The 25,544-nt window shown below is 70.9% G+C and carries 25 protein-coding genes; 19 read left to right on the top strand and 6 right to left on the bottom strand.

Going from position 1 to position 25,544, the window contains the following annotated elements:
• Window positions 1-72 precede the first annotated feature (72 nt).
• From mshA to ABD297_RS01780, 3 genes are read left to right on the top strand one after another with little or no spacing between them, the layout of a single operon-like run.
• A complete protein-coding gene (mshA, locus tag ABD297_RS01790; RefSeq protein WP_344252403.1) occupies window positions 73-1,386 on the top strand; it encodes a D-inositol-3-phosphate glycosyltransferase in 1,314 nt (437 codons plus the stop codon).
• Window positions 1,383-1,925 carry a YbjN domain-containing protein gene (locus ABD297_RS01785; RefSeq protein ID WP_344252402.1) on the top strand — a complete coding sequence of 181 codons (543 nt, stop codon included), beginning with the start codon at window positions 1,383-1,385 and terminating at the stop codon, window positions 1,923-1,925. Before mshA ends, ABD297_RS01785 begins: the two co-directional genes overlap by 4 nt.
• 23 nt (window positions 1,926-1,948) lie before the next feature.
• Window positions 1,949-2,692 (top strand): phosphoglyceromutase, encoded by a 744-nt coding sequence (locus ABD297_RS01780; RefSeq protein ID WP_344252401.1) that lies wholly within the window; start codon window positions 1,949-1,951, stop codon window positions 2,690-2,692.
• A gap of 114 nt (window positions 2,693-2,806) precedes the next feature.
• Here the strand turns inward: ABD297_RS01780 and phoU are convergent, their stop codons facing one another.
• Window positions 2,807-3,523, bottom strand: coding sequence for a phosphate signaling complex protein PhoU (gene phoU / locus ABD297_RS01775; RefSeq protein WP_344252400.1), 717 nt, complete (start codon window positions 3,521-3,523; stop codon window positions 2,807-2,809).
• A gap of 252 nt (window positions 3,524-3,775) precedes the next feature.
• Between phoU and ABD297_RS01770 the strand changes: the two genes are divergently transcribed.
• Together ABD297_RS01770 and ABD297_RS01765 are read left to right on the top strand one after the other, a co-directional pair.
• Window positions 3,776-4,984, top strand: coding sequence for a sensor histidine kinase (locus ABD297_RS01770; RefSeq protein ID WP_344252399.1), 1,209 nt, complete (start codon window positions 3,776-3,778; stop codon window positions 4,982-4,984).
• 52 nt (window positions 4,985-5,036) lie between these two features.
• Complete coding sequence (locus ABD297_RS01765) at window positions 5,037-5,720, top strand: response regulator transcription factor (protein WP_147065418.1); 684 nt, start codon at window positions 5,037-5,039, stop codon at window positions 5,718-5,720.
• A gap of 124 nt (window positions 5,721-5,844) precedes the next feature.
• Here ABD297_RS01765 and ABD297_RS01760 read toward each other — a convergent pair whose 3' ends face one another.
• Window positions 5,845-6,366: a hypothetical protein gene (locus ABD297_RS01760; protein ID WP_344252398.1), complete on the bottom strand. Its 522-nt coding sequence runs from the start codon at window positions 6,364-6,366 to the stop codon at window positions 5,845-5,847.
• A gap of 305 nt (window positions 6,367-6,671) precedes the next feature.
• Between ABD297_RS01760 and ABD297_RS01755 the strand changes: the two genes are divergently transcribed.
• From ABD297_RS01755 to ABD297_RS01730, 6 genes are all read left to right on the top strand, one after another.
• Window positions 6,672-7,154, top strand: a complete 483-nt coding sequence (locus tag ABD297_RS01755; protein ID WP_030199704.1) for a CarD family transcriptional regulator — start codon at window positions 6,672-6,674, stop codon at window positions 7,152-7,154.
• 13 nt (window positions 7,155-7,167) lie between these two features.
• Complete coding sequence (gene ispD, locus ABD297_RS01750) at window positions 7,168-7,875, top strand: 2-C-methyl-D-erythritol 4-phosphate cytidylyltransferase (RefSeq protein ID WP_344252472.1); 708 nt, start codon at window positions 7,168-7,170, stop codon at window positions 7,873-7,875.
• Between the two features lie 75 nt (window positions 7,876-7,950).
• Window positions 7,951-8,751 carry an SDR family oxidoreductase gene (locus ABD297_RS01745; RefSeq protein ID WP_344252397.1) on the top strand — a complete coding sequence of 267 codons (801 nt, stop codon included), beginning with the start codon at window positions 7,951-7,953 and terminating at the stop codon, window positions 8,749-8,751.
• Window positions 8,748-9,239 (top strand): 2-C-methyl-D-erythritol 2,4-cyclodiphosphate synthase, encoded by a 492-nt coding sequence (gene ispF / locus ABD297_RS01740; protein ID WP_344252396.1) that lies wholly within the window; start codon window positions 8,748-8,750, stop codon window positions 9,237-9,239. Before ABD297_RS01745 ends, ispF begins: the two co-directional genes overlap by 4 nt.
• Window positions 9,240-9,407: 168 nt before the next feature.
• Window positions 9,408-10,490 (top strand): S-(hydroxymethyl)mycothiol dehydrogenase, encoded by a 1,083-nt coding sequence (locus ABD297_RS01735; protein ID WP_344252395.1) that lies wholly within the window; start codon window positions 9,408-9,410, stop codon window positions 10,488-10,490.
• Window positions 10,487-11,161 carry an MBL fold metallo-hydrolase gene (locus ABD297_RS01730; RefSeq protein ID WP_344252394.1) on the top strand — a complete coding sequence of 225 codons (675 nt, stop codon included), beginning with the start codon at window positions 10,487-10,489 and terminating at the stop codon, window positions 11,159-11,161. Before ABD297_RS01735 ends, ABD297_RS01730 begins: the two co-directional genes overlap by 4 nt.
• Before the next feature lie 74 nt (window positions 11,162-11,235).
• Here ABD297_RS01730 and ABD297_RS01725 read toward each other — a convergent pair whose 3' ends face one another.
• A complete protein-coding gene (locus tag ABD297_RS01725) occupies window positions 11,236-11,985 on the bottom strand; it encodes a hypothetical protein (protein WP_344252393.1) in 750 nt (249 codons plus the stop codon).
• Window positions 11,986-12,106: 121 nt separating this feature from the next.
• On the opposite strand from ABD297_RS01725, the gene cysS reads away from it, so the two are divergent.
• From cysS to ABD297_RS01705, 4 genes are all read left to right on the top strand, one after another.
• Window positions 12,107-13,597, top strand: coding sequence for a cysteine--tRNA ligase (cysS, locus tag ABD297_RS01720; RefSeq protein ID WP_344252391.1), 1,491 nt, complete (start codon window positions 12,107-12,109; stop codon window positions 13,595-13,597).
• A 1-nt stretch (window position 13,598) separates the two neighbouring features.
• A complete protein-coding gene (rlmB, locus tag ABD297_RS01715) occupies window positions 13,599-14,567 on the top strand; it encodes a 23S rRNA (guanosine(2251)-2'-O)-methyltransferase RlmB (RefSeq protein WP_344252390.1) in 969 nt (322 codons plus the stop codon).
• Between the two features lie 274 nt (window positions 14,568-14,841).
• Window positions 14,842-15,702: a DUF929 family protein gene (locus ABD297_RS01710; protein ID WP_344252389.1), complete on the top strand. Its 861-nt coding sequence runs from the start codon at window positions 14,842-14,844 to the stop codon at window positions 15,700-15,702.
• 6 nt (window positions 15,703-15,708) lie between these two features.
• Window positions 15,709-16,245: a vitamin K epoxide reductase family protein gene (locus tag ABD297_RS01705; protein ID WP_344252388.1), complete on the top strand. Its 537-nt coding sequence runs from the start codon at window positions 15,709-15,711 to the stop codon at window positions 16,243-16,245.
• 48 nt (window positions 16,246-16,293) lie between these two features.
• Here ABD297_RS01705 and ABD297_RS01700 read toward each other — a convergent pair whose 3' ends face one another.
• The 3 genes from ABD297_RS01700 to ABD297_RS01690 all read right to left on the bottom strand — a co-directional run bounded on the left by ABD297_RS01700 (window position 16,294) and on the right by ABD297_RS01690 (window position 19,433).
• Window positions 16,294-17,538 carry a DUF4032 domain-containing protein gene (locus ABD297_RS01700; protein ID WP_344252387.1) on the bottom strand — a complete coding sequence of 415 codons (1,245 nt, stop codon included), beginning with the start codon at window positions 17,536-17,538 and terminating at the stop codon, window positions 16,294-16,296.
• Complete coding sequence (locus tag ABD297_RS01695; protein ID WP_344252385.1) at window positions 17,535-18,194, bottom strand: Pr6Pr family membrane protein; 660 nt, start codon at window positions 18,192-18,194, stop codon at window positions 17,535-17,537. The genes ABD297_RS01700 and ABD297_RS01695 overlap by 4 nt, the downstream gene beginning before the upstream one ends.
• Window positions 18,195-18,329: 135 nt before the next feature.
• Window positions 18,330-19,433: an ABC transporter ATP-binding protein gene (locus tag ABD297_RS01690; protein WP_344252384.1), complete on the bottom strand. Its 1,104-nt coding sequence runs from the start codon at window positions 19,431-19,433 to the stop codon at window positions 18,330-18,332.
• A gap of 268 nt (window positions 19,434-19,701) precedes the next feature.
• Here ABD297_RS01690 and ABD297_RS01685 point away from each other — a divergent pair, with 268 nt between their 5' ends.
• The 4 genes from ABD297_RS01685 to ABD297_RS01670 all read left to right on the top strand — a co-directional run bounded on the left by ABD297_RS01685 (window position 19,702) and on the right by ABD297_RS01670 (window position 25,543).
• Window positions 19,702-21,021, top strand: coding sequence for a sugar ABC transporter substrate-binding protein (locus tag ABD297_RS01685; RefSeq protein ID WP_344252382.1), 1,320 nt, complete (start codon window positions 19,702-19,704; stop codon window positions 21,019-21,021).
• A gap of 150 nt (window positions 21,022-21,171) precedes the next feature.
• Window positions 21,172-22,716 (top strand): ABC transporter permease subunit, encoded by a 1,545-nt coding sequence (locus tag ABD297_RS01680; RefSeq protein ID WP_344252381.1) that lies wholly within the window; start codon window positions 21,172-21,174, stop codon window positions 22,714-22,716.
• Window positions 22,716-23,660: a sugar ABC transporter permease gene (locus ABD297_RS01675; protein WP_344252380.1), complete on the top strand. Its 945-nt coding sequence runs from the start codon at window positions 22,716-22,718 to the stop codon at window positions 23,658-23,660. Before ABD297_RS01680 ends, ABD297_RS01675 begins: the two co-directional genes overlap by 1 nt.
• Window positions 23,657-25,543, top strand: coding sequence for a glycoside hydrolase family 13 protein (locus ABD297_RS01670; RefSeq protein ID WP_344252379.1), 1,887 nt, complete (start codon window positions 23,657-23,659; stop codon window positions 25,541-25,543). Before ABD297_RS01675 ends, ABD297_RS01670 begins: the two co-directional genes overlap by 4 nt.
• Window position 25,544: the final 1 nt, after the last annotated feature.

Genomic DNA, 25,544 nt, shown 5'->3' with positions numbered 1-25,544 from the left:
TGTGGTTGAGTCGGGGAGAGCAGGACGAGAGCAGCACGAGAGCACGAGCAGGTGCAGGACGAAGGGATGCCGATGGCGGTCGAGCCGAGACGCGTGGCGATGATCAGCGTCCACACCTCGCCCCTGGAGCAGCCGGGCACCGGTGACGCGGGCGGGCTCAACGTCTACGTCGCCGAGACCGCCAAGGAGCTCGCGGCGCGCGGCGTCGAGGTCGACATCTTCACCCGCCGGACCACCGGCGAGACGCCCGTCGAGGCGGAGCTCGTCCCCGGGGTGCGCGTGCGTCACGTCACGGCCGGACCCTACGAGGGACTGGCCAAGGAGGAGCTGCCGGGCCAGCTCTGCGCCTTCTCGGCCGGGATCATGCAGGCGGGCCTGTCGGTCCCCGAGGACCACTACGACCTCGTCCACTCGCACTACTGGCTCTCGGGCCAGGTCGGGTGGCTCGCGGCCGACCGGTGGCGCGTCGCGCTCGTGCACACGATGCACACGATGGCGCGCGTCAAGAACCTCCACCTCGCCGAGGGTGACCCGCCCGAGCCGCGCGGCCGCGAGATCGGGGAGGTCCAGGTCGTCGAGGCCGCGGACCGCCTCATCGCCAACACCGTCGACGAGGCCCGCGAGCTCGTCGAGCTGTATGCCGCCCCGCCGGCCAAGGTGTCCGTCGTCCCGCCCGGGGTCGACCTGAGCACCTTCAGGCCCGGAGACCGCTCCGAGGCACGTCGGTCCCTCGGTCTGCCCGTGGACGGCGAGCTGCTCCTCTTCGTGGGCCGCATCCAGCCGCTCAAGGCCCCCGACGTGCTGCTCCGTGTCGCCGCTGAGCTCGTGCAGCGCGACCCGGGCCGGCGCCGTCGCCTGACGGTCGCCGTCCTCGGCGGACCGAGCGGCAGCGGGCTCACCCGGCCGCACGAGCTCGAGGAGCTGGCACGCTTCCTCGGCATCGACGACGTCGTCCGCTTCGTGCAGCCCGTCGCCCGTCCCGTGCTCGCCCAGTGGTACCGCGCCGCCGACCTCGTCGTCGTGCCCAGCCACTCGGAGTCCTTCGGGCTCGTCGCCATCGAGGCACAGGCCTGCGGCACCCCGGTCGTGGCGGCCCACGTCGGCGGCCTGCCCACCGCCGTCGGCGACGCCGGGGTCCTCGTCGACGGCCACGCCACGCGCGACTGGGCCGACGCCGTCGAGGCCCTGCTGCGCGACGACACCCGGCGCCTCGCACTAGGGTCCGCCGCCGTGTCGCACGCGGCCCAGTTCGGTTGGGGCGCGACGACCGACCGGCTCCTCGAGGTCTACCAGCAGGCCATCCGCGAGCGCGCGAACGGTACCAACGAGTCGCCCATCGACGAGGGCCAGAGCCTCGTCGGCGTCCCGACGGCGGTGATCCCGTGAGCGCCGAGCCGCAGGAGGTGGACCCGGCCGACGGCACGCCGCGCGTCGCGGCGGAGGCCCGCCTCACGGCATACCTCGGCTCGGTCGGCCTCGACTGGGAGCTCGGCGGACGTGCGGGGGAGTACGTCGTCACCCTGCCCGGCGAGAAGAAGCTCAAGACCGTCGTCTCAGTGCTCGTGCGCGACCGGACGACGAGCCTCAGCGCGTTCGTCATCCGCAACCCCGACGAGAACCACGAGGTCTTCTACCGCACCCTCCTGCGCAAGAACCTCCGGCTGCAGGGGCTCGCCTACGCCATCGACACCGACGGTGACGTCTACCTCCGCGGTGAGATCCCGACCGTCGCGGTCGAGCCCGAGCACCTCGACCAGGTCTTCGGCATCGTGCTCTCGGCCAGCGACGACGTCTTCAACGAGCTGCTCGCGCTCGGCTTCCTCGGCTCGATGAAGAAGGAGTGGGACTGGCGGGTGTCGCGGGGCGAGTCCACCCGCAACCTCGACGCCTTCCGTCACCTGCTGGACGACGGGTCGGACGCCTGATCGGCCGTCGCTAGGCTGGCGTCATGACCTACACGCTCGTCCTCGTCCGTCATGGCGAAAGCGACTGGAACGCCAAGAACCTCTTCACCGGCTGGGTCGACGTCGACCTCACCGACAAGGGCCGCGCCGAGGGCGTGCGCGCCGGCGAGCAGCTCAAGGCCGCCGGCATCCTGCCCGACATCGTGCACACCTCGCTGCTGCGCCGGGCCATCACGACCGCGAACCTCTCGCTCGACGCCGCCGACCGGCACTGGATCCCGGTCAAGCGCGACTGGCGCCTCAACGAGCGCCACTACGGCGCGCTGCAGGGCAAGGACAAGAAGCAGACCCTCGAGCAGTTCGGCGAGGAGCAGTTCATGCTGTGGCGCCGCTCCTACGACGTGCCGCCGCCGCCCATCGCCGAGGACGACGAGTTCTCGCAGGCGGGCGACGCGCGCTACGCCGGTCTCGGCGCCGCGATGCCCGCGACCGAGTGCCTCAAGGACGTCGTTGCCCGCCTCATGCCCTACTGGGAGCACGACATCCAGACCGACCTCGCCGACGGCCTGACGGTCATGGTCGCCGCCCACGGCAACTCGCTGCGTGCGCTCGTCAAGACGCTCGACGGCATCTCCGACGACGACATCGCCGGCCTCAACATCCCGACGGGCATGCCGCTCGTGTACGAGCTCGACGAGTCGTTCAAGCCCGTCACCCCGGGTGGGCGCTACCTCGACCCCGAGGCCGCCCGCGCCGCGGCCGAGGCCGTCGCCAACCAGGGCCGCTGACCGACCCCACCACCGGCGAAAGGCCACTTCCCGGAGGCGGGAAGTGGCCTTTCGACTGCACGCTGGGGGCCGAACGCGGCCTCTCGACGGTGGAGGAGTTTCAGGCGTGCGGAGTCAGACGGTGCTGTCGCGCTCGATCTCGGCGATGACGTCGGCGTCCTCGTCGTCCTCGTGGTCGAAGCTGACCTCGGAGTCGTACTCGCCCGTGACGAGGTAGACGACCCGGCGGGCCACCGAGACGGCGTGGTCGGCGAATCGCTCGTAGTAGCGGCCGACGAGCGTCAGGTCGAGGATCGAGCTGCGCGACCACGACGTGTTCTCGTCGAGCAGCGCCGCGAAGAGCTCGCGGTGCAGGTCGTCCATCGCGTCGTCGTCCTTCTCGAGCGCGATCGCCGCGGCGACGTCCTTGCTCGCGATGATCGACCCGCACTTGGCGACGATGGCCTCGGCGACCTGGCCCATCTGCAGGATGTGCGCGCGCAGCTCCGGCGGCACCGCCGACTCGGGCGTGCGCAGCCGCGCCACCTTGGCGACGTGCCGGGCGAGGTCGCCCATGCGCTCGAGGTCCGAGCTCATGTGCATGGCCGTGACGACGATGCGCAGGTCGGTCGCGACGGGCTGCTGCCGCGCGAGCAGGTCGATCGACAGCTCGTCGAGCTCGATGCGGATGTCGTCGAGCTTGCGGTCGGCCTCGATGACCGACTCGGCCAGGTGCACGTCGGCGTCGAGCAGGGCGGTCGTGGCGCGGGAGATGGCCGAGCCCGCGAGCCTGGTCAGCTCGACGAGCTGGTCCGAGATCGTGTCGAGGTCCTCGTGGAACTGGTCGCGCATGGTCTTCCTGTCAGTCGCCGGTCGTGCGTCGTCGTGCCGCCACGGCTAGCCGTCGGTGTCACGAGGGCCAGCCTGTCATCCCGGGACGTGTCCGGGACGGCATACGGACGGGGCGGCACGTCCCCGCTGGTGCAGAGGCTCGCAGGGTCGCGTGAATGGGTGGGGACGCTCAGGTGAACACTGGGTTCACGTACCGCACTCGCGCACCGCGCGTGGACCGAGCCTCCCGCGGCGATGCGTACGCTGAGTGTCGTGGACCCGACGACCGCGGCAACGCTCGGTGGCATCGCCGGCCTCGCCCTGGGCGGCCTGGCGATGGTCGCCGTGCGCCTGTCGGACCGTTCGACCGCCGCCGAGTCCGAGCCGCCGCCCGAGCCGCTGTTGCCGCCCGGCGTCGGTGAGGTCATCGCGGTGCTGCGCTCGAGCGGCATCCTCGTCGACTCCTCGGACCGGGTCGTCAACAACTCCCCGGCCGCCGTCGCCCAGGGCCTCGTGCGCGGGCAGGAGCTCGTGCACCCGGAGCTGCTCCACCTGGCCCGCGCCGTGCGCCGCGACGGCGTCATCCGCGAGGCCGAGCTGACCCTGCAGCGGGGCATCGGCGACGGCCGCCTCGTCGTGGCCGCCCGCGTCGCGCCGCTCGGCGCCGACCACGTGCTCCTCCTCGTCGAGGACCGCTCCAAGGCCGCCCGCGTCGAGGAGATCCGCCGCGACTTCCTCGCCAACGTCAGCCACGAGCTCAAGACCCCGGTCGGCGGCATCTCCCTGCTCGCCGAGGCCGTGCTCGACGCGCACGACGACCCCGAGGCGGTCGCCCGGTTCGCGAAGCGGATCAGCGTGGAGTCCGACCGCCTGACCCGGCTGGTCAAGGAGATCGTCGAGCTCTCGCGCCTGCAGGGCGCCGACGTCATCAAGGACCCCACCCTCATCGACGTGGGCGAGTGTGCGCGCGACGCCACGGACCGCAGCCGTCTGATCGCCGACGAGCACCGCATCGAGCTCGTGACGGCGATCGACGAGGGCTGCGAGGTGTGGGGAGACGCCGAGCTCGTCACGACGGCGATCAGCAACCTCGTCGGCAACGCCATCGCCTACTCCGACAGCGGCACGCGCGTCGGGGTCATGGTCCGGCGCGGCCGGGCGGGCGTCATCCACGTCTCCGTCACCGACCAGGGCCTCGGCATCGCGCCGGAGGAGCAGGAGCGCATCTTCGAGCGCTTCTACCGCGTCGACACGGCCCGGTCGCGGGCGACCGGCGGCACCGGCCTGGGGCTGGCCATCGTCAAGCACGTGGCCGACAACCACGGCGGGAATGTCTCGGTGTGGTCCGAGCCCGGCCGCGGCTCGACGTTCACCATCGAGCTGCCCGCGGCCAACGCCTCGGGGGCCATCGAGGCCGCCGACCCGCCGGCGTATGCCGCCCTCCCGCACGACGCCGGCCCGGCGCCGTCCGTGAGCGCCTGACCTCACCTCAGCAACCCACCAGCCCACGCTGCCTGACCCCGAGAGGCCCGTCTTGAGTCGCATTCTCATCGTCGAGGACGAGGTGTCGTTCTCCGACCCGCTGTCCTACCTGCTGAAGAAGGAGGGCTACGACGTCGCCGTCGCCGAGACCGGGCCCGACGGCCTGGCCGAGTTCGACAAGAACGGCGCCGACCTCGTGCTGCTCGACCTCATGCTGCCCGGCCTGTCGGGCGTCGACGTGTGCCGGGCCCTGCGCCAGCGCTCCTCGGTGCCGGTCATCATGCTGACGGCCAAGGACAGCGAGATCGACAAGGTCGTGGGCCTCGAGATCGGTGCCGACGACTACGTCACGAAGCCCTACTCCAGCCGCGAGCTGCTCGCACGTGTCAAGGCCGTGCTGCGTCGCCTCGCCGAGCCGGAGGACCTGCTGCCCTCGACGCTCGAGTCGGGGCCGGTGCGGATGGACGTCGAGCGCCACACCGTCAGCGTGGAGGGCCGCTCGGCGTCGCTGCCGCTCAAGGAGTTCGAGCTGCTCGAGATGCTGCTGCGCAACTCCGGCCGTGTGCTGACGCGCATGCAGCTGATCGACCGGGTGTGGGGCAGCGACTACGTCGGTGACACCAAGACGCTCGACGTCCACGTCAAGCGCCTCCGCGCCAAGATCGAGCCCGACCCGGCCAACCCGGTGCACATCGTGACCGTGCGTGGCCTCGGCTACAAGTTCGAGGCCGGCTGAGCCGTCCCGCGACGGCGCGGGGCCGCGAGCGGCGCGCCCCCGGCATACGCCGTCTGGCCCGGTCCGACATGCGCGATGCCCGGCCCACCTCGAGGTGGGCCGGGCATCGTCGTGTGCGCGTCGGTCAGCTGCCGGTCGGGGCGGGAGTGACCGTGGAGTAGTAGTCGGTGGGCGCCAGGACGGGGACCTTCACGACGGTGGTGCCGCCGGTGCTCGAGGTGATCGTCACGGGCACGACGCCGCCCGGCTTGGTCTTGACGCCGCTCAGCTGCAGGCCCTTGGTCGAGAGGTTGACCTGCTGGCGCGGGGAGAGCTGCACCTCGGAGCCGGTGGGGGCGGTCGTGGCGTTGGGGTCGGCCTGGGCGGCGATCTGGACCGTCATGTCCTGGTCGCCGAGGTTGACCGCCGAGCCGGAGACCACCACGGTGCCGCTGCCGTCACCGACGAGCAGGAGGTCGCGCACCGCCAGGTGGCCCACGTCGGCCGGCACGCCGTCGGCCGGCTGGTAGGCCACGTCGGTCTGGACGGGGGAGTTGACCTGGCAGCCGGTCGTCACGAGGGCGAGGGCCACGCCGGCGAGCACCGTCGTCACCCGGCGGGTGGACGGGCGACGCGCAGGGGCCGGGGCGAGGAATCGACGCTTCACGGGCGACAGCCTACCGGCGCGCCGCCCGCCCGGCCCGTGCACCCGCCGCAAGGGGTGGGACGGGCCCCGGTCCGCGGTCCGGCGGGCCGGCGGGCGGGCGGGCGGGACGATCCGGACGGTCCGCGGGTCGTCCGGCGACGATCGTGGAGGTCGCCGGATGCATGCCGACCGGCGTTCTGTCAAGACGTCAACCAACGTTCGTGGAACGCCGATCATGGCTCTGACCTGCGACGATGCGGCTTCCTGAGATCGCCATGTGCCTTGGTTCGTGATAATCTGGAGGTCGCGAAAGGGGAAAACAGCAGATGGTTTTCAAGGTCGGCGAGACGGTCGTGTACCCCCACCACGGGGCTGCACTGATCGAAGAGATCAACACACGAACGATCAAGGGAGAGGACAAGCTCTACCTGAAGCTCAAGGTCGCTCAGGGTGACCTGACGATCGAAGTCCCCGCCGAGAACTGCGACCTCGTGGGTGTCCGCGACGTCGTCGGCCAGGAGGGCCTGGACCGGGTGTTCGAGGTCCTGCGCACGCCCCACACCGAGGAGCCGACCAACTGGTCGCGTCGCTACAAGGCGAACCTCGAGAAGCTCGCGTCGGGTGACGTCATCAAGGTCGCCGAGGTCGTTCGTGACCTGTGGCGTCGTGACCAGGACCGTGGCCTGTCGGCCGGCGAGAAGCGCATGCTCGCCAAGGCTCGTCAGATCCTCGTGTCCGAGCTCGCGCTCGCGGAGAAGACCGACGAGGAGAAGGCCGAGACCATCCTCGACGAGGTCCTCGCCTCCTGATCCGGGCGAGACCCTGAACAACGAGACCGGAGCCGGTCGCGTCGGCGTCATCGTCGTCGCGGCCGGCTCCGGTTCGCGTCTGGGGGCTTCGGTCCCCAAGGCGTTCGTGCCCCTCGCCGGCGTGCCCCTGCTGGGGCACGCCCTGCGGGGGGTTCTGTCGTGCCCGGCGGTGTCCGAGGTGGTGGTCGTCGCGCCCGTGGCGCACCGGGGCGACGCCGAGACCCTGGCCGAGGGCGTATGCCGCGAGCTCGGGTCCGCCGCGCCCGTGACCGTGGTGCCGGGCGGGGCCGAGCGGGGGGACTCCGTCGCGGCAGGTCTGGCCGTGCTCGGTGACGACGTGGAGGTCGTGCTGGTCCACGACGCCGCCCGGTGCCTGACGCCGGTGGCGGTCTTCGACCGGGTCGTGGCGGCCGTGCGGGCCGGAGCGGTCGCGGTGGTCCCGGGCACGGCCGTCGTCGACACCATCAAGCAGGTCGATGCGCAGGGCTTCGTCGTCGGCACCCCGGAGCGGTCCGCGTTGCGCGCGGTCCAGACGCCGCAGGGCTTCCGTCGCGAGGTCCTCGAGCGGGCCCACGCCGTCTCGAGCGACGCCACCGACGACGCCGGCCTGGTCGAGCGTCTGGGCGAGCGGGTGCTCGTCGTGGACGGTGACGCGCGGGCCCTCAAGGTGACCACCCCGGCGGACCTCGACGCCGCTGCCCGCCTCCTCGCCGCCACCTGACCCGCGTTTCGATGTATCCGCGCGGCCTCTGGGGTGCGCGGATACATCGAACCGACAGCGCCTATTGTCGGCAGCGTGACCGATGCGACGCCCCCAACCCAGTCCCGCCCCCTGGCCCTCATCACCGGTGGCGGCACCGGCATCGGCGCGGCCATCGCGCGGCGCCTCTCGCAGGACGGCTTCGACGTCGTCGTCGCGGGCCGCCGCCGCGAGAAGCTCGACGAGGTCGTGGCCTCCGTCGAGGTGGCCGGAGGCTCGGCCCGGGCCCTCGTCATGGACGTCACCGACGCGCAGTCGGTGGCCGAGAGCGTGGCGACGCTCGGCCGCTGCGACGTCGTCGTCAACAACGCCGGTGGCGCCCTCGGCGTGACGCGCGTCGAGGACGGCGACGCGGACGAGTGGGAGCGGATGTACGCCACGAACGTCGTCGGCACGATGCGCGTCACCCAGGCCGTGCTGCCCCTCCTGCGCCGGTCGGCCCGCGCGACCATCGTCGACATCAGCTCCATCGCCGGAGAGCGCGTCTACGAGGGCGGCGCCGGCTACGTCGCGGCCAAGCACGGCACGTCGGTCGTCTCCGAGACGCTGCGCCTCGAGCTCAACGGCGAGAACATCCGCGTCGTCGACATCCGTCCCGGCATGGTGCGCACCGAGGAGTTCTCCCTGACCCGCCTGCACGGTGACCAGGCTGCTGCCGACAAGGTCTACGACAACGTCGACCGGCCGCTCGTGGCCGACGACGTCGCGGCGTGCGTCGGCTTCGTCGTGGGCCTGCCGCAGCACGTCAACATCGACACGATGGTGGTCAAGCCGGTGGCCCAGGCCGCCCCGCACAAGATCCACCGCGGACCGATCGACTGGAAGGACGCCCGGTGACGACCCTCCCGCGCGTCGGCGTCGGGGTGGACGTGCACGCGTACGCCCCGGAAGGGTCGGACCGCGAGCTGTGGGTGGCCGGGCTGCTGTGGCCGGGGGAGCGCGGCCTCGACGGGCACTCCGACGCCGACGTCGCGGCCCATGCCGCGTGCGACGCGATCTTCTCGGCCGCCGGCATCGGCGACCTCGGCGCGCACTTCGGCACGTCCCGTCCGGAGCTCGCCGGTGCGTCCGGCGCCACGCTGCTCGCCGAGGCCTCGAGGCTCGTGCGCGAGGCCGGCTACGAGATCGGCAACATCGCCGTGCAGGTCATCGGCAACCGGCCCAAGGTCGGGACGCGCCGCGCCGAGGCCGAGGCCGCGCTGTCCGAGGCGGCCGGCGCCCCGGTGTCGGTCAGCGGCACGACGACCGACGGGCTCGGCCTCACCGGGCGCGGTGAGGGCGTCGCCGCCATCGCCACCGCCCTCGTCGTCGCTGCCCAGCCCTGAGGTCCGGCCCTCGGGTTTCGGTCCGGTGACAGGTCACGGGACCGAAGCCGGGACGCGCGATCGAGCCCGGGTCACCCGACCCGCTCATTGCGTCCGCCGCCCGGGGGCGTTTGGGTAGGTCAAGGAAGGCCCTCGGGCCCGTTCGTCCGCAGATCGACAGGAGTAGTCATGCCGCAGACCGTCAAGGGTGTCATCAGCCGCAGCAAGGGAGCCGACGTCGAGGTCGTCGACGTCGTCGTGCCCGACCCGGGCCCCGGTGAGGCGGTGGTCAAGATCGAGACCTGCGGGGTGTGCCACACGGACCTGCACTACCGGGAGGGCGGCATCAACGACGACTACCCGTTCCTGCTCGGGCACGAGGCGGCCGGCTACGTCGAGGCGGTGGGCGAGGGTGTCACCGACGTGGCCCCCGGTGACTTCGTCATCCTCAACTGGCGCGCCGTCTGCGGCCAGTGCCGCGCCTGCGCCAAGGGCAAGCCGTGGTACTGCTTCGACACCGCCAATGCCACCCAGAAGATGACGCTGACCGACGGCACCGAGCTGACGCCGGCCCTCGGCATCGGCGCCTTCATCGAGAAGACGCTCGTCGCCTCCGGCCAGTGCACCAAGGTCCCCGAGGCCGACGCCGCCGCGGTCGGCCTGCTCGGCTGCGGCGTCATGGCCGGCTTCGGCGCGGCCGTCAACACCGGTGGCGTGACCCGTGGCGACTCGGTCGCCGTCATCGGCTGCGGCGGGGTCGGCAACGCCGCCATCGCCGGCGCCCAGGTCGCCGGGGCGACGACGATCATCGCCGTCGACGTCAGCGACGCCAAGCTCGAACAGGCCAAGCACTTCGGCGCGACGCACACGGTCAACAGCAAGGACACCGACGCCGTCGAGGCGATCCGCAGCCTGACCGGCGGCAACGGCGCCGACGTCGTCGTCGAGGCGGTCGGCCGCCCCGAGACCTACGAGCAGGCCTTCTACGCCCGCGACCTCGCCGGCACGGTGGTCCTCGTCGGCGTGCCGACGCCCGACCAGCAGGTGACCCTGCCGATGATAGACATCTTCGGTCGCGGCGGCTCGCTCAAGTCCAGCTGGTACGGCGACTGCCTGCCGAGCCGTGACTTCCCGATGCTCGTCGAGCTCTACAAGCAGGGCCGTTTCGACCTCGACGCCTTCGTCACCGAGCGCATCGGCCTCGGCGACATCGAGGCGGCCTTCGACAAGATGCACGCCGGCGAGGTCCTCCGGTCGGTGGTCGAGCTGTGACGACCTTCGGCACGTACGACCAGGTCAAGCCCTCGCCGGGCGGCGTCCGCGTCGACCACACGACGACGTTGGGCACCTTCAGCCTCGACGGCGGCACGTGGGAGGTCGAGAACAACGTCTGGGTCATCGGTGACGACGGCTCGTGCGTCGTCGTCGACGCGCCCCACAACGCCGCCCCGATCCTCGAGCTCGTCGGTGACCGTCGCCTGACGCACGTACTGCTGACGCACGCGCACGACGACCACGTCACCGTCGTGCCCGAGCTGCTCGCGGCCCACCCCGAGGCGACGGTCGCGCTCCACCCGGACGACCGGGTGCTGTGGGACCAGACGCACCCCGACCTCGCGCCGACCCAGGACCTCGCCGACGGTGACGTCGTGCAGGTCGGCGACGTCGAGCTCGTCGTGCTGCACACCCCGGGCCACGCCCCGGGCGCCTGCTGCTTCCACGCCCGCGACCTCGGTGTCGTCTTCACGGGCGACACGCTCTTCCAGGGCGGTCCGGGGGCGACGGGGCGGTCGTGGTCCGACTTCCCGACCATCGTGGAGTCGATCAAGGACAAGCTCCTCTCCCTGCCTCCCGAGACGGTCGTGCTCACCGGGCACGGCAGCGCCACGACGGTCGCGGACGAGAAGCCCGACGTCGAGGAGTGGGTCCGCCGAGGGCACTGACGCGCGGTCCGCGCCACCCGGCACCCGCGACCGAGGGCGTATGCCGGGTGGCCGGCTCCCGCGGTCGGGCCGCCTCACTCTCGTGGGACGTCGCGGAGCAGGCTGATCTTCTGCCAGATCTTGCGGCTCATCCCGGTCGTGAGGTTCTCGATCTCGCTCACGGTGTCGAGCACGAGGGCGTCGGTCGACTCCTCCGCGCACAGGGCCGCGGCCTTGGAGGTGAGCGACAGCAGCTCGGAGCAGTACTCGAGGTAGAGGCCGTAGTCCCGGGCCGACATGGTGCGCGGGCTGATCCGGTCGGGGTCCTCCGGCGCCGCGGAGGGGGCCCGGCCCAGGACGGCTGCGGGGTCCTTGCTCATCTGGTGCATGTCGATGATGTGCGCGAGCGAGCGGAGGTGGTGCAGCCGGTGGATCAGGTCGTTGCGCACGACCCGGTCGGCGAGCGAGAGCAGGAACCAGATCGCGATGCCGGCGAAGACGAGGTCGTTGATGAGGCTCTCGAGCACCGGCAGCCACTCGAACGCCGCCAGCTTGCCGGCGCGGGCCACGGCGTCGCGCACGGCGATGACGACGGCCACGAACGACACGGCGGCGACGACGAGGATCAGCACGCGCGAGACGAGCAGCAGCGCCGCCCGCTGGCGAGGTGCGCTCCGTCCGCGGTCGCGCAGGCCGTCGACGACCTTGCCGAGCTCCTCGGTGGCGGCCCGGAGCCCGGGGTGGCGCGGGAGGTAGTCGTCGATGCGCTCGCCGAGGAAGGAGATGACCGCCCGCACCTCGGAGCCGTCGAGACGCTCGTAGCTCGTGAGCCGCGGTTCCGCCATGGCGCCGAGCGTAGCCGCGGGACCGCGGGAGGGAGGCGGCCCTGCGGACGCCGGGCGGACGGCATACGTGCTCGGTTGCGCGTGGTCGGGTCCGACGCGACGCGCCGATAGACTTCGGCGGGTGACCCTACGACTGTTCGACACCGCGACCCGGGAGCTGCGCGACTTCACGCCGCGCGAGGCGGGCAAGGTCGGCATGTACATCTGTGGTCTCACGACGCAGGGTGCGCCGCACATCGGCCACATCCGCTTCGCCGTCGCCTTCGACGTGCTGCGCCGCTGGCTCGAGACGGGCCACGGCTACGACGTCACCCTGGTGCGCAACGTCACCGACATCGACGACAAGGTGCTGCGCAAGGCCGCAGAGGCCGGCGAGCCGTGGTTCGCCCTCACCTACCGCAACGAGCGCCTCACGTCGCAGGCCCTCGACGCGCTCGGGGTCCTGCCGGCCACCTACGAGCCGCGCGCCACCGGGCACGTGCCCGACATGGTCTCCCTCATGGAGACGCTCATCGAGAAGGGGCACGCGTATGCCGCCCCCGACGGCAGCGGCGACGTCTACTTCGATGTGCGCTCGTGGCCGGAGTACGGCTCGCTGACCGGCCAGTCCCTCGACGACATGGCCAGCGCCGACGACGCCGACCCGCGCGGCAAGCACGACCCCCGCGACTTCGCCCTGTGGAAGGGACGCAAGGCCGACGAGCCCGAGAGCGCGTCGTGGCCGACGCCGTTCGGGGCCGGCCGCCCCGGCTGGCACCTCGAGTGCTCGGCCATGGCGCGACGCTGGCTCGGCGACGAGTTCGACATCCACGGCGGCGGCATCGACCTGCGCTTCCCGCACCACGAGAACGAGCAGGCGCAGTCGCGCGCGGCCGGCCTCGGCTTCGCCCGCTACTGGCTCCACAACGCGTGGGTCACGGTCAAGGGCCAGAAGATGGGCAAGTCCCTCGGCAACGCCCTCGAGGTGCGTCACCTGCTCGAGGAGACGCGGCCGATCGTGCTGCGCTACTACCTCACCGCCGCGCACTACCGCTCGATGATCGAGTACCACCCCGGCTCCCTCGACGAGGCGGCCGGCGCCGTCGAGCGCATCGAGGGCTTCCTCGAGCGCGCGGCCCGCCGTGGGGCGATCGAGACGGTGGCCGCGGCCGACCTGCCCGCCGCCTTCGTCGCCTCGATGGACGACGACCTCGGCGTCAGCGGGGCGCTCGCCGTCGTGCACGACACGGTGCGCGCCGGGAACAGCGCGCTCGACGAGGACGACGACGAGGCGGCCCTTGCGGCAGCCGGCGCCGTCGTCGCGATGACCGACGTGCTCGGGGTGAACCCCCTTGCGGCGCACTGGGGTTCGGGCGGCAGCCGCGAGGACGCCGCCGCCGAGCTGGCGCTCGAGGCACTCGTCCGGGCGCAGCTCGACGCCCGCCAGGTCGCCCGTCAGGAGCGTGACTTCGAGCGCGCCGACGAGATCCGCGACACCTTGACCGCCGTCGGCATCGAGATCACCGACACCCCGTCGGGGGCCCAGTGGTCCCTCGCCCGCCCTGCGCGCGGCGACGCCGACAACACCGAAACCACCAGCGCGGCCCGCGGGGCCGAGAAGGCACAGGGCTGACATGCCAGGCAACTCCCAGAGGCGCGGCGCCATCCGCAAGAACAGCAAGGGCGCGACCGTCGGCTCGGGCGGCCAGCGTCGCCGTGGGCTCGAGGGCAAGGGCCCCACGCCCAAGGCCGCCGACCGCGAGTACCACCCCGCGCACAAGCGGGCCAACGCCGCCGCCAAGCGCTCCGGGGGCGCCTCCGGCGGCGCGGGCCGCGGCTCCGCACGACCCAAGTCGCGCAGCAAGGCCTCGAGCGAGATGGTCTACGGCCGCAACTCGGTCGTGGAGGCCCTGCGCGCCGACGTGCCCGTGTCGACGATGTACGTCGCGACCCGCATCGACACCGACGACCGCGTGCGCGAGGCCCTCAAGCTCGCCACCGAGCGCGGGCTCGCGATCCTCGAGACCCCCCGCGGCGAGCTCGACCGGCTCACCGACGGTGGCGTGCACCAGGGGCTCGCCCTGCAGGTGCCGCCCTACGACTACGCCCACCCCAACGACCTCATCGACCCCGAGATGCCCGGCATCCCGCTCGTCGTGGCGCTCGACGGCATCACCGACCCGCGCAACCTCGGCGCCATCGTGCGTTCGGTCGCGGCGTTCGGCGGCCACGGCGTCGTCGTGCCCGAGCGCCGCTCGGTCGGCATGACGGCCTCGGCCTGGAAGACCTCCGCCGGTGCGGCCGCCCGCATCCCGGTGGCCCGCGCGAGCAACCTGACCCGGGCGCTCGAGGAGTTCAAGAAGGCCGGCTTCTTCATCCTCGGCCTCGACATGGACGGCGACGTCGAGCTGCCCGACCTGGCGCTCGCCACCGAGCCGCTCGTCATCGTGACCGGCTCCGAGGGCAAGGGCCTCTCGCGCCTCGTGCGCGAGACGTGCGACCAGATCGTCTCGATCCCGATGAGCTCGGCGGTGGAGTCGCTCAACGCCGGGCTCGCCACCGGGGTCACCCTCTACGAGATCGCCCGCCAGCGCCGACGCTGAGCGGAGCCGCTCGACCTCGCGGGACGGCATACGCCGGCTCGGCGCAGCCGACCTCGGGAGCGAGCGGCCCCACGCCCGAGCGTGGGCCGACGGCTTCCTGCCGTTTCCGGGAGCCGGCGCGTGCCGGGCTGTGAGTTCGGGAACTTCGGACGGGCCTGCCACGCTGGTCAGAGGGTGCTCGATTAGAGTGCTGACCAATCGACTACGCCCTGTAGTACCCAGTGGGGCGTCACGCTGAGCGCTGCGGACGAGCAGCCGGACCGAAGGACGTACCGTGGCCAAGAGCAGCCGTGCCGAGACCGCCGCCCGCGCGGCGCAGCTACGGGCCGAGGCCGCCCGCAAGGACCGCCAGCGCAAGCAGGTCATCGCGGCATCGGTGGCCGTCGTCGTCGTGGTCGTCGCCGTCGTCCTCGGCATCGTCATCTCCAACCGTCCGGCCGACGCGCCCGCCGCCTCCTCGGGCGGGGCCGGGGCGTCTGCGCTCGCCACCCTGCAGAAGCTGCCGGCGACGCTCTTCGACAAGGCCCCCGCGCCGTCGCCGGCCCAGGCCCCGGCCAAGCTGCAGGGCGGCGCGGCGCTCACGCAGGACGGCAAGCCCAAGGTGCTCTACATCGGCGCCGAGTACTGCCCCTTCTGCGCCATGGAGCGGTGGGCGCTCATCGGGGCGCTGTCGCGCTTCGGCACCTTCACCGGCATCACCGAGACGACGAGCTCGAGCACCGACGTGCACCCCAACACCCCGACGTTCTCATTCAAGGACGCGAAGTTCACGAGCGACGTCGTGGCCTTCCAGGCGATCGAGACCCAGGACCGCGAGGGCAAGCCGCTCCAGACGCTCGACGGCGAGAACCTCGCGCTCTTCCAGAAGTTCAACCCCGGCGGCGGCATCCCGTGGATCACCTACGGCGGCACCAACGCCACCGACGGCGCCACGGTCGACGCGAACGCGTTCGAGGGCAAGACCTACGACCAGATCATCGCCGGCATCCAGGACCCGACCTCCGACATCGGCAAGACGGTCACGCCGGCGATCAACATGATCACCGCCCAGATCTGCGCGCAGACCAAGGGCCAGCCGGCCAACGTCTGCACGAGCCAGGGCGTGCAGTCCGCGTCCGTCCTGCTCAAGCGGTGACCCGGCGTGAGCTCGCTGCGTGACGACGTGACCACCGGCGCGACCGAGCCGCTCGCCCGCCGGGCGCGCCCGGCCTGGCTCGCGCCCCTGTCGCTCGGCCTCTCGGTCGTGGGGCTGCTCGTCTCGGCCTACCTGACCTTCGAGCACTTCACGGCCAACGCCACCCTCGCCTGCAGCATCGGGGGCGTCGTCGACTGCGCCAAGGTGACGTCGAGTGCCTGGAGCACGTTCATGGGCATCCCCGTGGCGCTGCTCGGGCTCGTCTTCTTCGTCGTGACGCTCGGGCTGTGCCTGCCCTCGGTGTGGCGCCGTCCCGAGCGCTGGCTCGACCTGGCGCGCCTGGGCTGGCTCACGGTGGGTCTCGGCATGGTGCTCTACCTCGTGTGGGCCGAGCTCTACCGCATCCACTCGATCTGCCTGTGGTGCACGGCGGTCCACGTCGTGACGTTCCTGCTGTGGATCGTCGTCCTCTTCGGCCAGATCCTCTCGGGGCCGGCGGAGGAGCCGGACGTGCCCACGGGGCGACGTATGCCGTCGCGCTGAGCGGTGTCCGCCGCCTCGCGTCCGCCGGGGTCGGGGTCGGAGCCCCCGTCAGTCGAACCGGCTGATGACCGGCATCTCCTCGGTGTCGACCCCCAGCACGGACTTCTCCTCCGGCTTGGCCGGCAGCACCGTGGCGACGTAGTCGCGCAGCGCGTCCTCGATCGGGGTGTCGTGGCCGGCCCGCTCGCTCATGTACCAGCGGTGCTCGAGGACCTCGTGGAAGATCTCGGCCGGCTCGAGGCGCCCCGTCAGCTCGCGCGGCACGGCGCGGGTGACCGGCTCGTAGACCTTGGCCAGCCAGTCGTGCGCGACGATCTCCTCGTCGTCGCCCTGACGGTCGGTCGCCGCGGCATACGCGTCGAGGTCGTTGAGCAGGCGGCGGGCCTGGTTCTCGCCGACGTCGAGGCCGGTGAGCCGCAGCAGGCGGCGGGAGTGGTGGCCGGCGTCGACGACCTTCGGGGTGATGACGATCTCGGTGCCGCCGATGTCGGTCGTCATCGACAGCTCGTCGACGTCGAAGCCGAGCTCGTTGAGGCGCCGGATGCGCTCGTCGACGCGCCAGCGGTCACCAAGCTCGAAGCGCTCCGTGCCGGTGAGGGCGTCCCACAGCGTGTGGTAGCGCTCGATGACCGACGCGGACACCTCGAACGGGTCCGCGTGCTCCTCGAGGAAGCCGCCCGCGGCGAGGTCCATCAGCTCGCCGGCGATGTTGACCCGCGCGATGTCGAGGTCGTGCTCGCGCTGGCCGTCGGACAGGCGGGCGTGCAGCTCACCGGTCTCGGCGTCGACGAGGTACGCGGCGAACGCGCCCGCGTCGCGGCGGAAGAGGGTGTTGGACAGCGACACGTCACCCCACCAGAAGCCCTCGAGGTGCAGGCGCACGAGCAGGACCGCGAGCGCGTCCATGAGGCGCACCGCCGTGTCGGGCCGGAGGTTCTGGCTGTAGAGGGCGCGGTAGGGGAGCGAAAACTGCAGGTGACGGGTGATGAGGCACGCGTCGAGCGGCTCGCCGTCCGCGGTGGCGCGACCGTGCACCACCCCGAACGGCTCGACCGATGGCACGTCGAGCCGGCGCAGGTTGCGCAGCATGGCGTACTCGCGGTCGGCGATGTCGTCCTTGATCTCCTTGACCGCGAGCACCCGCGGCCCGAGCTTGACGAAGCGCACGACGTGGCGGGAGATGCCACGAGGCAGCGCCGCGAGGTGGCTCTCGGGCCAGTCCTCCAGCGGTGTCGACCACGGCAGGTCGAGCAGGGCGGACTCGGGCCTGGCGGTGGTGATCTCGAGCGTCACGCGCTCATCGTGGCACGCTCGCGCGACAGGCGTCGATCGGCCCACAGCGCGAGGGCCCCCAGGGCGAGGAAGAGCGCGGCGATGACGGCGCAGTTGAGCAGGGTGCGGCCGAGGCCGATCGTGCCCACGTTGAGGAACGGGTAGGGGTACCACCCGACGAAGGGGCCGAGCGCGAGCGTCGCCGCGAGCCACAGGACCGGCCAGATGAGCGAGGGCAGCAGGTCCTCGCGCGTCACCCGCCCGCGAGGGCCGAAGACGGCCCAGCCCGCGAAGGTCAGCAAAGGCACGACGACGTGCAGCAGGCGGTCGCAGACGAGGTTGGCCGTCGTGTACGTCGGCGACGGCGGGAGCGCGACGGCAGCGACGACGCCCGTGACGGTGATCCCGATGAGCGAGGCGAGCCGGACGACGCGGAAGGCCTGCGTGTCCACCCGGTCGCGGACGATGAGGAACATCGAGACGGCGACGAGGATGTTGGACTGGATCGTGAAGTAGCTGAAGTAGCGGCGCACCTGCTCGGGGCGGGCGGTCGTCACCGCGCTCGAGTCGAGGATGTTCTCGCCGCTGATGACGAGGTAGAGCTGCAGGACGAGGGCGATGACCGCCACGAGCAGCGTCAGGGTGTGCCAGGCGCGTCCGATCCGCGAAGTCGTCACACGCGGAGCCTAGGGCCACGGCGGGGCTGGGGGCCGACTTGTCGAGCCTTGTGTCAGAACGACGCTGGGCCGGCACCCACGAGGGGTGCCGGCCCAGCGGCATACGCGATCTGCTGGCGCCGGAGGCGCTGCGGCTCAGTCGCCGACGCGCAGGCCCGACTCCGAGTTGAAGACGTGGACGTGACCGACCTTGGGCTTGAGGTAGATCTTCTCGCCCTTCTCCGGGGGACGGCGACCGTCGACGCGGGCGATGAACGGCACGGCGCCGGCGTTCTCGCCGGTGGCCTCGAGCAGCTTCTGCTCGGTCGAGCCGTAGATGTAGGCGTCGGCGCCGAGCTCCTCGACTACGTCGACCGTGACGGGGATGCCTGACTGGTCGGACGAGAGCTCGAGGTCCTCGGGGCGGACGCCGAGCGTCACGTCCTTGCCGACGCCGGAGAGGTCCTCGCGCGCAATCGGCACCGTGTGGCCGTGCAGGTCGACACCGTTCTCGGTGACGGGCACGCTCATGAGGTTCATGGCGGGCGAGCCGATGAAGCCGGCGACGAAGACGTTGGCCGGGTGGTCGTACATGCGGCGCGGGCTGTCGCACTGCTGGAGGATGCCGTCCTTGAGCACCGCGACGCGGTCACCCATCGTCATGGCCTCGACCTGGTCGTGCGTGACGTAGACCGTCGTGACGCCGAGGCGGCGCTGGAGCGAGGCGATCTGCGTGCGGGTCTGGACGCGCAGCTTCGCGTCGAGGTTGGACAGCGGCTCGTCCATGAGGAACACCTGGGGCGAGCGGACGATCGCGCGGCCCATGGCGACGCGCTGGCGCTGGCCACCCGAGAGGGCCTTCGGCTTGCGGTCGAGGTAGGGCGTCAGGTCGAGGATCTTGGCGGCCTCCTCGACGCGCTTGCGGATCTCGGCCTTGTCGACGCCGGCGATCTTGAGCGCGAAGCCCATGTTGTCGGCGACCGTCATGTGCGGGTAGAGCGCGTAGTTCTGGAACACCATCGCGACGTCGCGGTCCTTGGGGGACAGGTTGGTCACGTCGCGGTCCCCGATGAGGATGCGTCCGCCGTTGACCTCCTCGAGGCCGGCGAGCATGCGCAGGGAGGTGGACTTGCCACATCCGGAAGGACCGACGAGGACGAGGAACTCCCCGTCCGCGATCTCGATGTTGAGCTTGTCGACGGAGGGGACCGGGTTGCCCGGGTACTGCCTCGTCGCGTTGTCGAACGTCACTGTTGCCATGGCTTCATTGCCTTCCTTCACCGGCAGGAACGTGCCGGACGATCCGTTGTAAAGGTGCCTGCCCGGCTGAGCAGGCCTCGCCATCATGTCCCATGCGCGACGCCTTGACCACCCCCAGCCCATCCGTGCCCCCGCTGACCTGCGGTTTCATGTCGTGTCCAGAACGTTGCAAAAAGTTGCTGCAAGCGGGTGGCCGCTGTCTGCAACTTCTTGCTAGATTCCGGGGCACCGGTGGCGGCGTGTGCCACCTGGCTTCAAAGGAGAATCCATGCACAAGCGTGCGCTCGGCGCTGCTGCTGTCACGGGTGTTGCCGCCCTGGCCCTCAGCGCCTGCGGTGGGTCCAGCCCCACCACCCCGTCCAACACCGGTGCCGCCGGCACGAGCAAGGCCACGACCACCGGCACCCCCGAGACGCCGAGCGGCACCGCTGCTCCCGTCCGTGACGCCAACGTCGACCTCGTCATCTGGACCGACGCCGACCGTTCCAAGGCCGTGCAGAAGTACGCTGACCAGTTCGCCGCCGAGAACGGCGTCTCGGTCAAGGTCCAGATCTCGACCGACACCCGCGCCCAGTTCAAGGACGCGACGAAGGTCGGCAAGGGCCCGGACGTCATCGTCGGTGCCCACGACTGGCTCGGCGAGCTCGTCCAGAACTCGACGGTCGCCCCGGTCAACCTCAGCCCCGACGTCGCGGCGAAGTTCCTGCCGAGCGCGATCGCGGCCACGAAGTTCAACGGCCAGTCCTACGGCGTGCCCTACGCCGTCGAGAACATCGGCCTCATGTACAACAAGGACCTCGTCCCGAACCCCCCGAAGACGATGGACGAGCTCGTCGCCACCGGTGAGAAGCTCATCAAGGAGGGCAAGGCCAAGCAGGTCCTGTCCCAGTTCGTCTCCAAGGTCGGCAACGCCTACTTCGCCTACCCGTACCTCTCGGCGTTCCAGGACGGCGGCATCTTCGCCACGAAGTCCAACGGCGACTACGACCCCAACAAGCTGATCGTCAACAGCCCCGGCTCCGTCAAGGGTGGCGACGTCCTCGCCGAGCTCGGCAAGAAGAAGGTCCTCTCGACCAACGTCGACGACACGAACCAGGACGCGCTCTTCGACACGAAGGCCGCCCCGTTCATGATCTCCGGCCCGTGGAGCGTCGCGAAGGCCAAGGACGCCGGCATCAACTACGGCATCGCCCCGCTGCCCAGCCTCACCGGCGGCGGCCCCATGCAGCCGTTCCTCGGTGTCCAGATGTTCTACGTCTCGAGCAAGGCCAAGAACGCCGCCCTCGCGCAGGAGTTCGTCACGAACTACATCCCGCGCAAGGACGTCCAGCTCGCCCTGTTCGAGGTCGGCAAGCGTCCGCCGGCCCTCAAGGAGGCCTACGACGAGGTCGCCGCGAGCGACCCCGACGTCAAGGCCTGGTACGAGGCCGGCACCGGCGGCAAGCCGATGCCCAACATCCCGGCGATGAACTCGGTCTGGGGCCCCTTCGGCCAGGCGACCGCTGACATCATCTCCGGCAAGGCCGGTGCCAAGGAGCGTCTCGACGCTGCTGCCAAGGAGATCGCGGCCAACATCGCCAAGGGCTGAGCCCCCTCGGTCTGACAGGGTTCCGGGGTCCGCCGTCGCGGCGGACCCCGGGCCCTCGGGCCCGGGATCGGGCCACCGGGGAGCTCCCATGGGGCTCCCCTTCGTGCATCTACGGCAACGGCGCCGGTCCGGCGCAAAAGGACGTGTCACATGACCAAGCCCCTCGCGCTCGCGATCAAGTGGGTTCTCATCGTCGCGACGATGGCCGGCATCCTGTGGATCGCCACCAAGCTCGCCCAGGCAGGTAACACGATGGCGGTCGTCATCGCCGGACTCGTGGGGATGGGGATCCTCGCCGTCTACGCGACACGACGCGCCGTGCCCCTGAAGTACCTCGTGCCGGGTCTGCTCTTCATGACCCTCTTCCAGCTGTGGCCGGTGCTCTACACCGCGAGCTTGTCGACGACGAACTACGGCGACGGCCACCTCTACAGCAAGGAGGAGTCGGTCTCCGACATCATCGCCCAGTCGGTGCGTGAGGTCGCCAACACCCCGCGCTACAAGATGTCGATCGCGACGAAGGAGGGCGGTGACCCCGCCACCGCCGACCTCGTGCTGCTGCTGACCAAGCCCGACGGCTCGATGTTCGTCGGCGACAAGGCGGGACTGCAGCCCCTGCCGGCCACCGGGGTCGAGAAGACCTCCATCGGCAAGATCACCAAGGCTCCCGGCTACGCCGTCCTCAACGCGCGGCAGGCCAACGCCCGGAGCAAGGATCTCTCCGCCATCGCCATCCCGACGACCGACGGCGGTGGCATCAAGCCCGTCGGCCTCTCCGAGGCCTTCGAGGGCCGCGCGACGGTGACCTACGACGCCAAGGCCGACAAGCTCACCGACGCCTCCACGCAGCCGCCGACCGTCTACGCCCCGAAGGACGCCCGGTGGGTCAACGTCGCCGACCCGACCGTCTCGTTCCCGCAGGGCTGGAAGGAGGGCGTCGGCTTCGCCAACTACACGCGCATCTTCACCGACAGCACGATCCGCGACGGCTTCCTCGGCATCTTCATCTGGAACGTCGTCTTCGCCATCGTCTCGGTGCTCTCGACGTTCCTGCTCGGCATGCTCATCGCGCTGCTCTTCAACGACCCGAGGCTGCGCGGCAAGGCGATCTACCGGTCCCTGCTGATCCTTCCCTACGCCCTGCCCGGCTTCGTGACGGCGCTGGTGTGGAAGGGCATGTTCAACCAGGACTACGGCATCATCAACCAGACCCTGGGTCTCGGGATCGACTGGCTCGGAACGCCGTTCGGCGCCAAGGCCGCGATCCTCATCACGAACCTCTGGCTCGGCTTCCCCTACATGTTCATCGTCTGCACGGGTGCGCTGCAGTCGATCCCGCAGGACGTGCGTGAGGCGGCGACCATCGACGGCGCCAACGCCTTCCGGACCCTGCGATCGATCATCATGCCGCTGCTGCTCGTCGCGGTCGGACCGCTGCTGCTCGCGTCGTTCGCCTTCAACTTCAACAACTTCGGGCTCATCTACCTGCTGACCAAGGGTGGCCCGTTCAACGGCGCCGACACGAGCATCGGCTCCAGTGACCTGCTCATCACGTATGCGTTCCGCCTGGCCTTCTCGGGCAGCGCACCCAACTACGGCTTCGCGGCCGCGGTCTCGGTCATCATCTTCCTGCTCGTGGCGCTGATGAGCATCCCGGGCTTCCGTCGCACCAAGGCTCTCGAGGAGGTCAACTGATGTCGACCGTGAATGCTCCGCTCCCCGCCGACCCGCGGATGGACACCCGCGTCGCACAGGAGACCGGTGCCCCGACGCCGCCCTCGCCGAAGCGTCGTGGCCTCGGTGGCTCCGTGTGGTGGCGCCATGCCCTGGGCATCCTCGCCCTGATGTGGGCGCTCTTCCCCATCCTCTTCATCTACTCGGCGGCGACCAACCCCAGCGGCACGCTCAACACCGCGAGCCTGCTGCCGTCGGGCTTCTCGACGAAGAACTTCACCGACCTGTTCAACGACAGCTCGCGCCCGTTCTGGACCTGGTACAAGAACTCGATGATCATCTCGCTCGTCGGTGCGCTCGGGGCGGTGTTCATCGGTGCGTGTGCGGCGTTCGCCTTCTCGCGCCTGCGCTTCAAGGGCCGCCGCGGCGGCATGATGTTCCTGCTGCTGACGACGTTCTTCCCGGCGCTGCTCGCCATCGTCGCGACGTACATCATCTTCGCTGGCATCGGTGACGTGCTCCCGGCATTGGGCCTCAACACCGTCACTGGCCTCATCCTGGCCTACCTCGGTGGTGCACTCGGTGCCAACGTGTGGCTCCTCAAGGGCTACTTCGACACGGTCCCGCGAGAGCTGGACGAGGCCGCGATCGTCGACGGGGCCAGCCACGCACGCATCTTCTTCACGATGACGCTGCGGCTCGTCATGCCGATCCTCGTCACGGTCTTCATGCTCGTCTTCGTGGGCCTGTACGGCGAGTTCATGCTGGCCAGCGTCTTCCTCACCGACGTCGACAACCAGACGCTCGGTGTCGGGCTCTACGGCATGACGCTCGGCAACGACGCCAACACCCTGTTCGGCCGGTTCACGGCCGGCGCGCTCCTGGGCTCCATCCCCGTCATGCTCCTCTACCTGGCCTTCCAGCGGCAGCTCGTCGGTGGCCTGACCACGGGATCCGTGAAGTGACCGCTGCCCCGACCCGCCAGCAGACGTGGCTTAGCCAGCCGCACCACGACGGGTCGGGGCGGTACGTCTCCAACCAGACGCCCCGCCTCGGCGACAGCGTCGACGTGCTCGTCCGGGTGCCGCTCGAGGCCGACGTCAAGGCCGCGCACGTGCGCACCGCCCCGGACGGTGAGGCGACCTTCACCGTCGCGCGCAAGGTCCGCACCACGGCGGCCGACGACTGGTGGCGTGCCACCCTGACCTGCCACAACCCGGTCACGAACTACCGCTTCCTGCTGACGGGTGGGCCCACGAAGTACCTGTGGCTCAACGGAACCGGGATCCACGAGCGGGACGTGCCCGACTCGAGCGACTTCCGGCTCGTGGCGCACGCCGCCCCGCCACCCGCGTGGGCCCTGGGATCCGTCGTCTACCAGATCTTTCCCGACCGCTTCGCGCGCTCGAAGGCCGCCGACAGGCACGAGACCCCCGAGTGGGCGATCCCGGCCGCCTGGACCGACCCGGTCGACCTCAGCCCCACGGGCGTCGCCCACCAGCTCTACGGCGGTGACCTCGACGGCATCACCGAGCACCTCGACCACCTCGAGTCGCTCGGGGTCGACGTCGTCTACATGACGCCGTTCTTCCCGGCCCGCTCGAACCACCGCTACGACGCGTCGTCCTTCGAGCAGATCGACCAGCTGCTCGGCGGAGCCCAGGCGCTGCGACGCCTCACCCGGGCTGCGCACGAGCGCGGCATGAAGGTCATGGGCGACTTCACGACGAACCACACGGGCGACGCGCACGAGTGGTTCCTCAAGGCGGCCGGCCCGGGTGGGAAGAACACCCCCGAGCGGGACTACTACATCTGGGAGGGCGGCACCTATGTCGCCTGGCTGGGCGTGCCGTCGCTGCCGAAGCTCAACCACCTCAACGCCGCCCTGCGTCACCGCATCTTCGAGCACCCCCAGGGGGTCGTACGCAAGTGGCTGGGTCGCTCGGGCGGCCTCGACGGGTGGCGGGTCGACGTCGCCAACATGACCGGTCGCTGGCGCGCCACCGACGTCAACCACGGCGTGGCCCGGCAGATGCGTGACGTCATGGGCCGCGTCGCACCCGACGCGCTGCTCGTCGGGGAGCACTTCCACGACTACACCCCGGACATGCCGGGCGACGGCTGGCACGGCGTCATGAACTACGCCGGCTTCTGCAAGCCCGCGTGGACGTGGCTGAGGCAGGAGCCCAAGGACCCGAGGTTCCTCGGTGCGCCCGTGCCGCTCCCGCTGCTCGACGCCGGCGCCGTCGTCGACACGATGCGCGACTTCACGTCGAGGATCGCCTGGCAGTCGCTCGTCCACTCCTTCAACCTCGTCGGCTCGCACGACGTGCCCCGCATCCGCACGCTCGTCGGCACCGACGCGGTCGAGGCGGCCGCCGGCCTGCTCTTCACCTTCCCGTCGATGCCGATGATGACCTACGGCGACGAGATCGGCATGGAGGGCACGTTCGGCGAGGACGGCCGACGCCCGATGCCGTGGGACGAGGACGACTGGGACGCAGGGACGCTCTCGGTCTACCGCGGCCTCATCGATGCCCGCAAGCAGTCGGTCGCGCTCCGCCGCGGCGGACTGCGGTGGGTGCACGCCGAGGGCGACGCGATGGTCTACCTCCGCGAGACGCTCGAGGAGACCGCCCTCGTGCACGTGGCCCGTGCCGCCCACGAGCCGGTCCTGCTCGACCCGCGCCACCTGGCCGGCATCGAGTCGGGGACCTCGCTCTACGGACCTGCGCCCAAGGTCGGCAAGCGTGCTGTCACACTGAGCGCCTCGGGGCCTACCGTCCGCATCTGGACGTGGCGTCCCGCCGACGGCGGTCCACGCCACGTGCGACGAAGGGGGAGGTGAC

This window comes from Terrabacter carboxydivorans, from assembly GCF_039532035.1.
Classification (GTDB): Bacteria; Actinomycetota; Actinomycetes; order Actinomycetales; family Dermatophilaceae; genus Terrabacter; species Terrabacter carboxydivorans.
The sequence above is the reverse complement of the archived record's forward strand: the minus strand, read 5'-3'. Positions and strand labels throughout refer to the sequence as shown.

Excerpts from the sequence above, each read along its gene's own strand:
- ABD297_RS01690 (WP_344252384.1), bottom strand. The coding sequence starts at position 19,433 with ATGGCAACAGTGACGTTCGACAACGCGACGAGGCAGTACCCGGGCAAC.
- rlmB (WP_344252390.1), top strand. The coding sequence starts at position 13,599 with ATGCCAGGCAACTCCCAGAGGCGCGGCGCCATCCGCAAGAACAGCAAG.
- mshA (WP_344252403.1), top strand. The coding sequence starts at position 73 with ATGGCGGTCGAGCCGAGACGCGTGGCGATGATCAGCGTCCACACCTCG.
- ABD297_RS01735 (WP_344252395.1), top strand. The coding sequence starts at position 9,408 with ATGCCGCAGACCGTCAAGGGTGTCATCAGCCGCAGCAAGGGAGCCGAC.
- ABD297_RS01680 (WP_344252381.1), top strand. The coding sequence starts at position 21,172 with ATGACCAAGCCCCTCGCGCTCGCGATCAAGTGGGTTCTCATCGTCGCG.
- ABD297_RS01755 (WP_030199704.1), top strand. The coding sequence starts at position 6,672 with ATGGTTTTCAAGGTCGGCGAGACGGTCGTGTACCCCCACCACGGGGCT.
- ABD297_RS01675 (WP_344252380.1), top strand. The coding sequence starts at position 22,716 with ATGTCGACCGTGAATGCTCCGCTCCCCGCCGACCCGCGGATGGACACC.
- phoU (WP_344252400.1), bottom strand. The coding sequence starts at position 3,523 with ATGCGCGACCAGTTCCACGAGGACCTCGACACGATCTCGGACCAGCTC.
- ABD297_RS01725 (WP_344252393.1), bottom strand. The coding sequence starts at position 11,985 with ATGGCGGAACCGCGGCTCACGAGCTACGAGCGTCTCGACGGCTCCGAG.
- ABD297_RS01685 (WP_344252382.1), top strand. The coding sequence starts at position 19,702 with ATGCACAAGCGTGCGCTCGGCGCTGCTGCTGTCACGGGTGTTGCCGCC.
- ABD297_RS01780 (WP_344252401.1), top strand. The coding sequence starts at position 1,949 with ATGACCTACACGCTCGTCCTCGTCCGTCATGGCGAAAGCGACTGGAAC.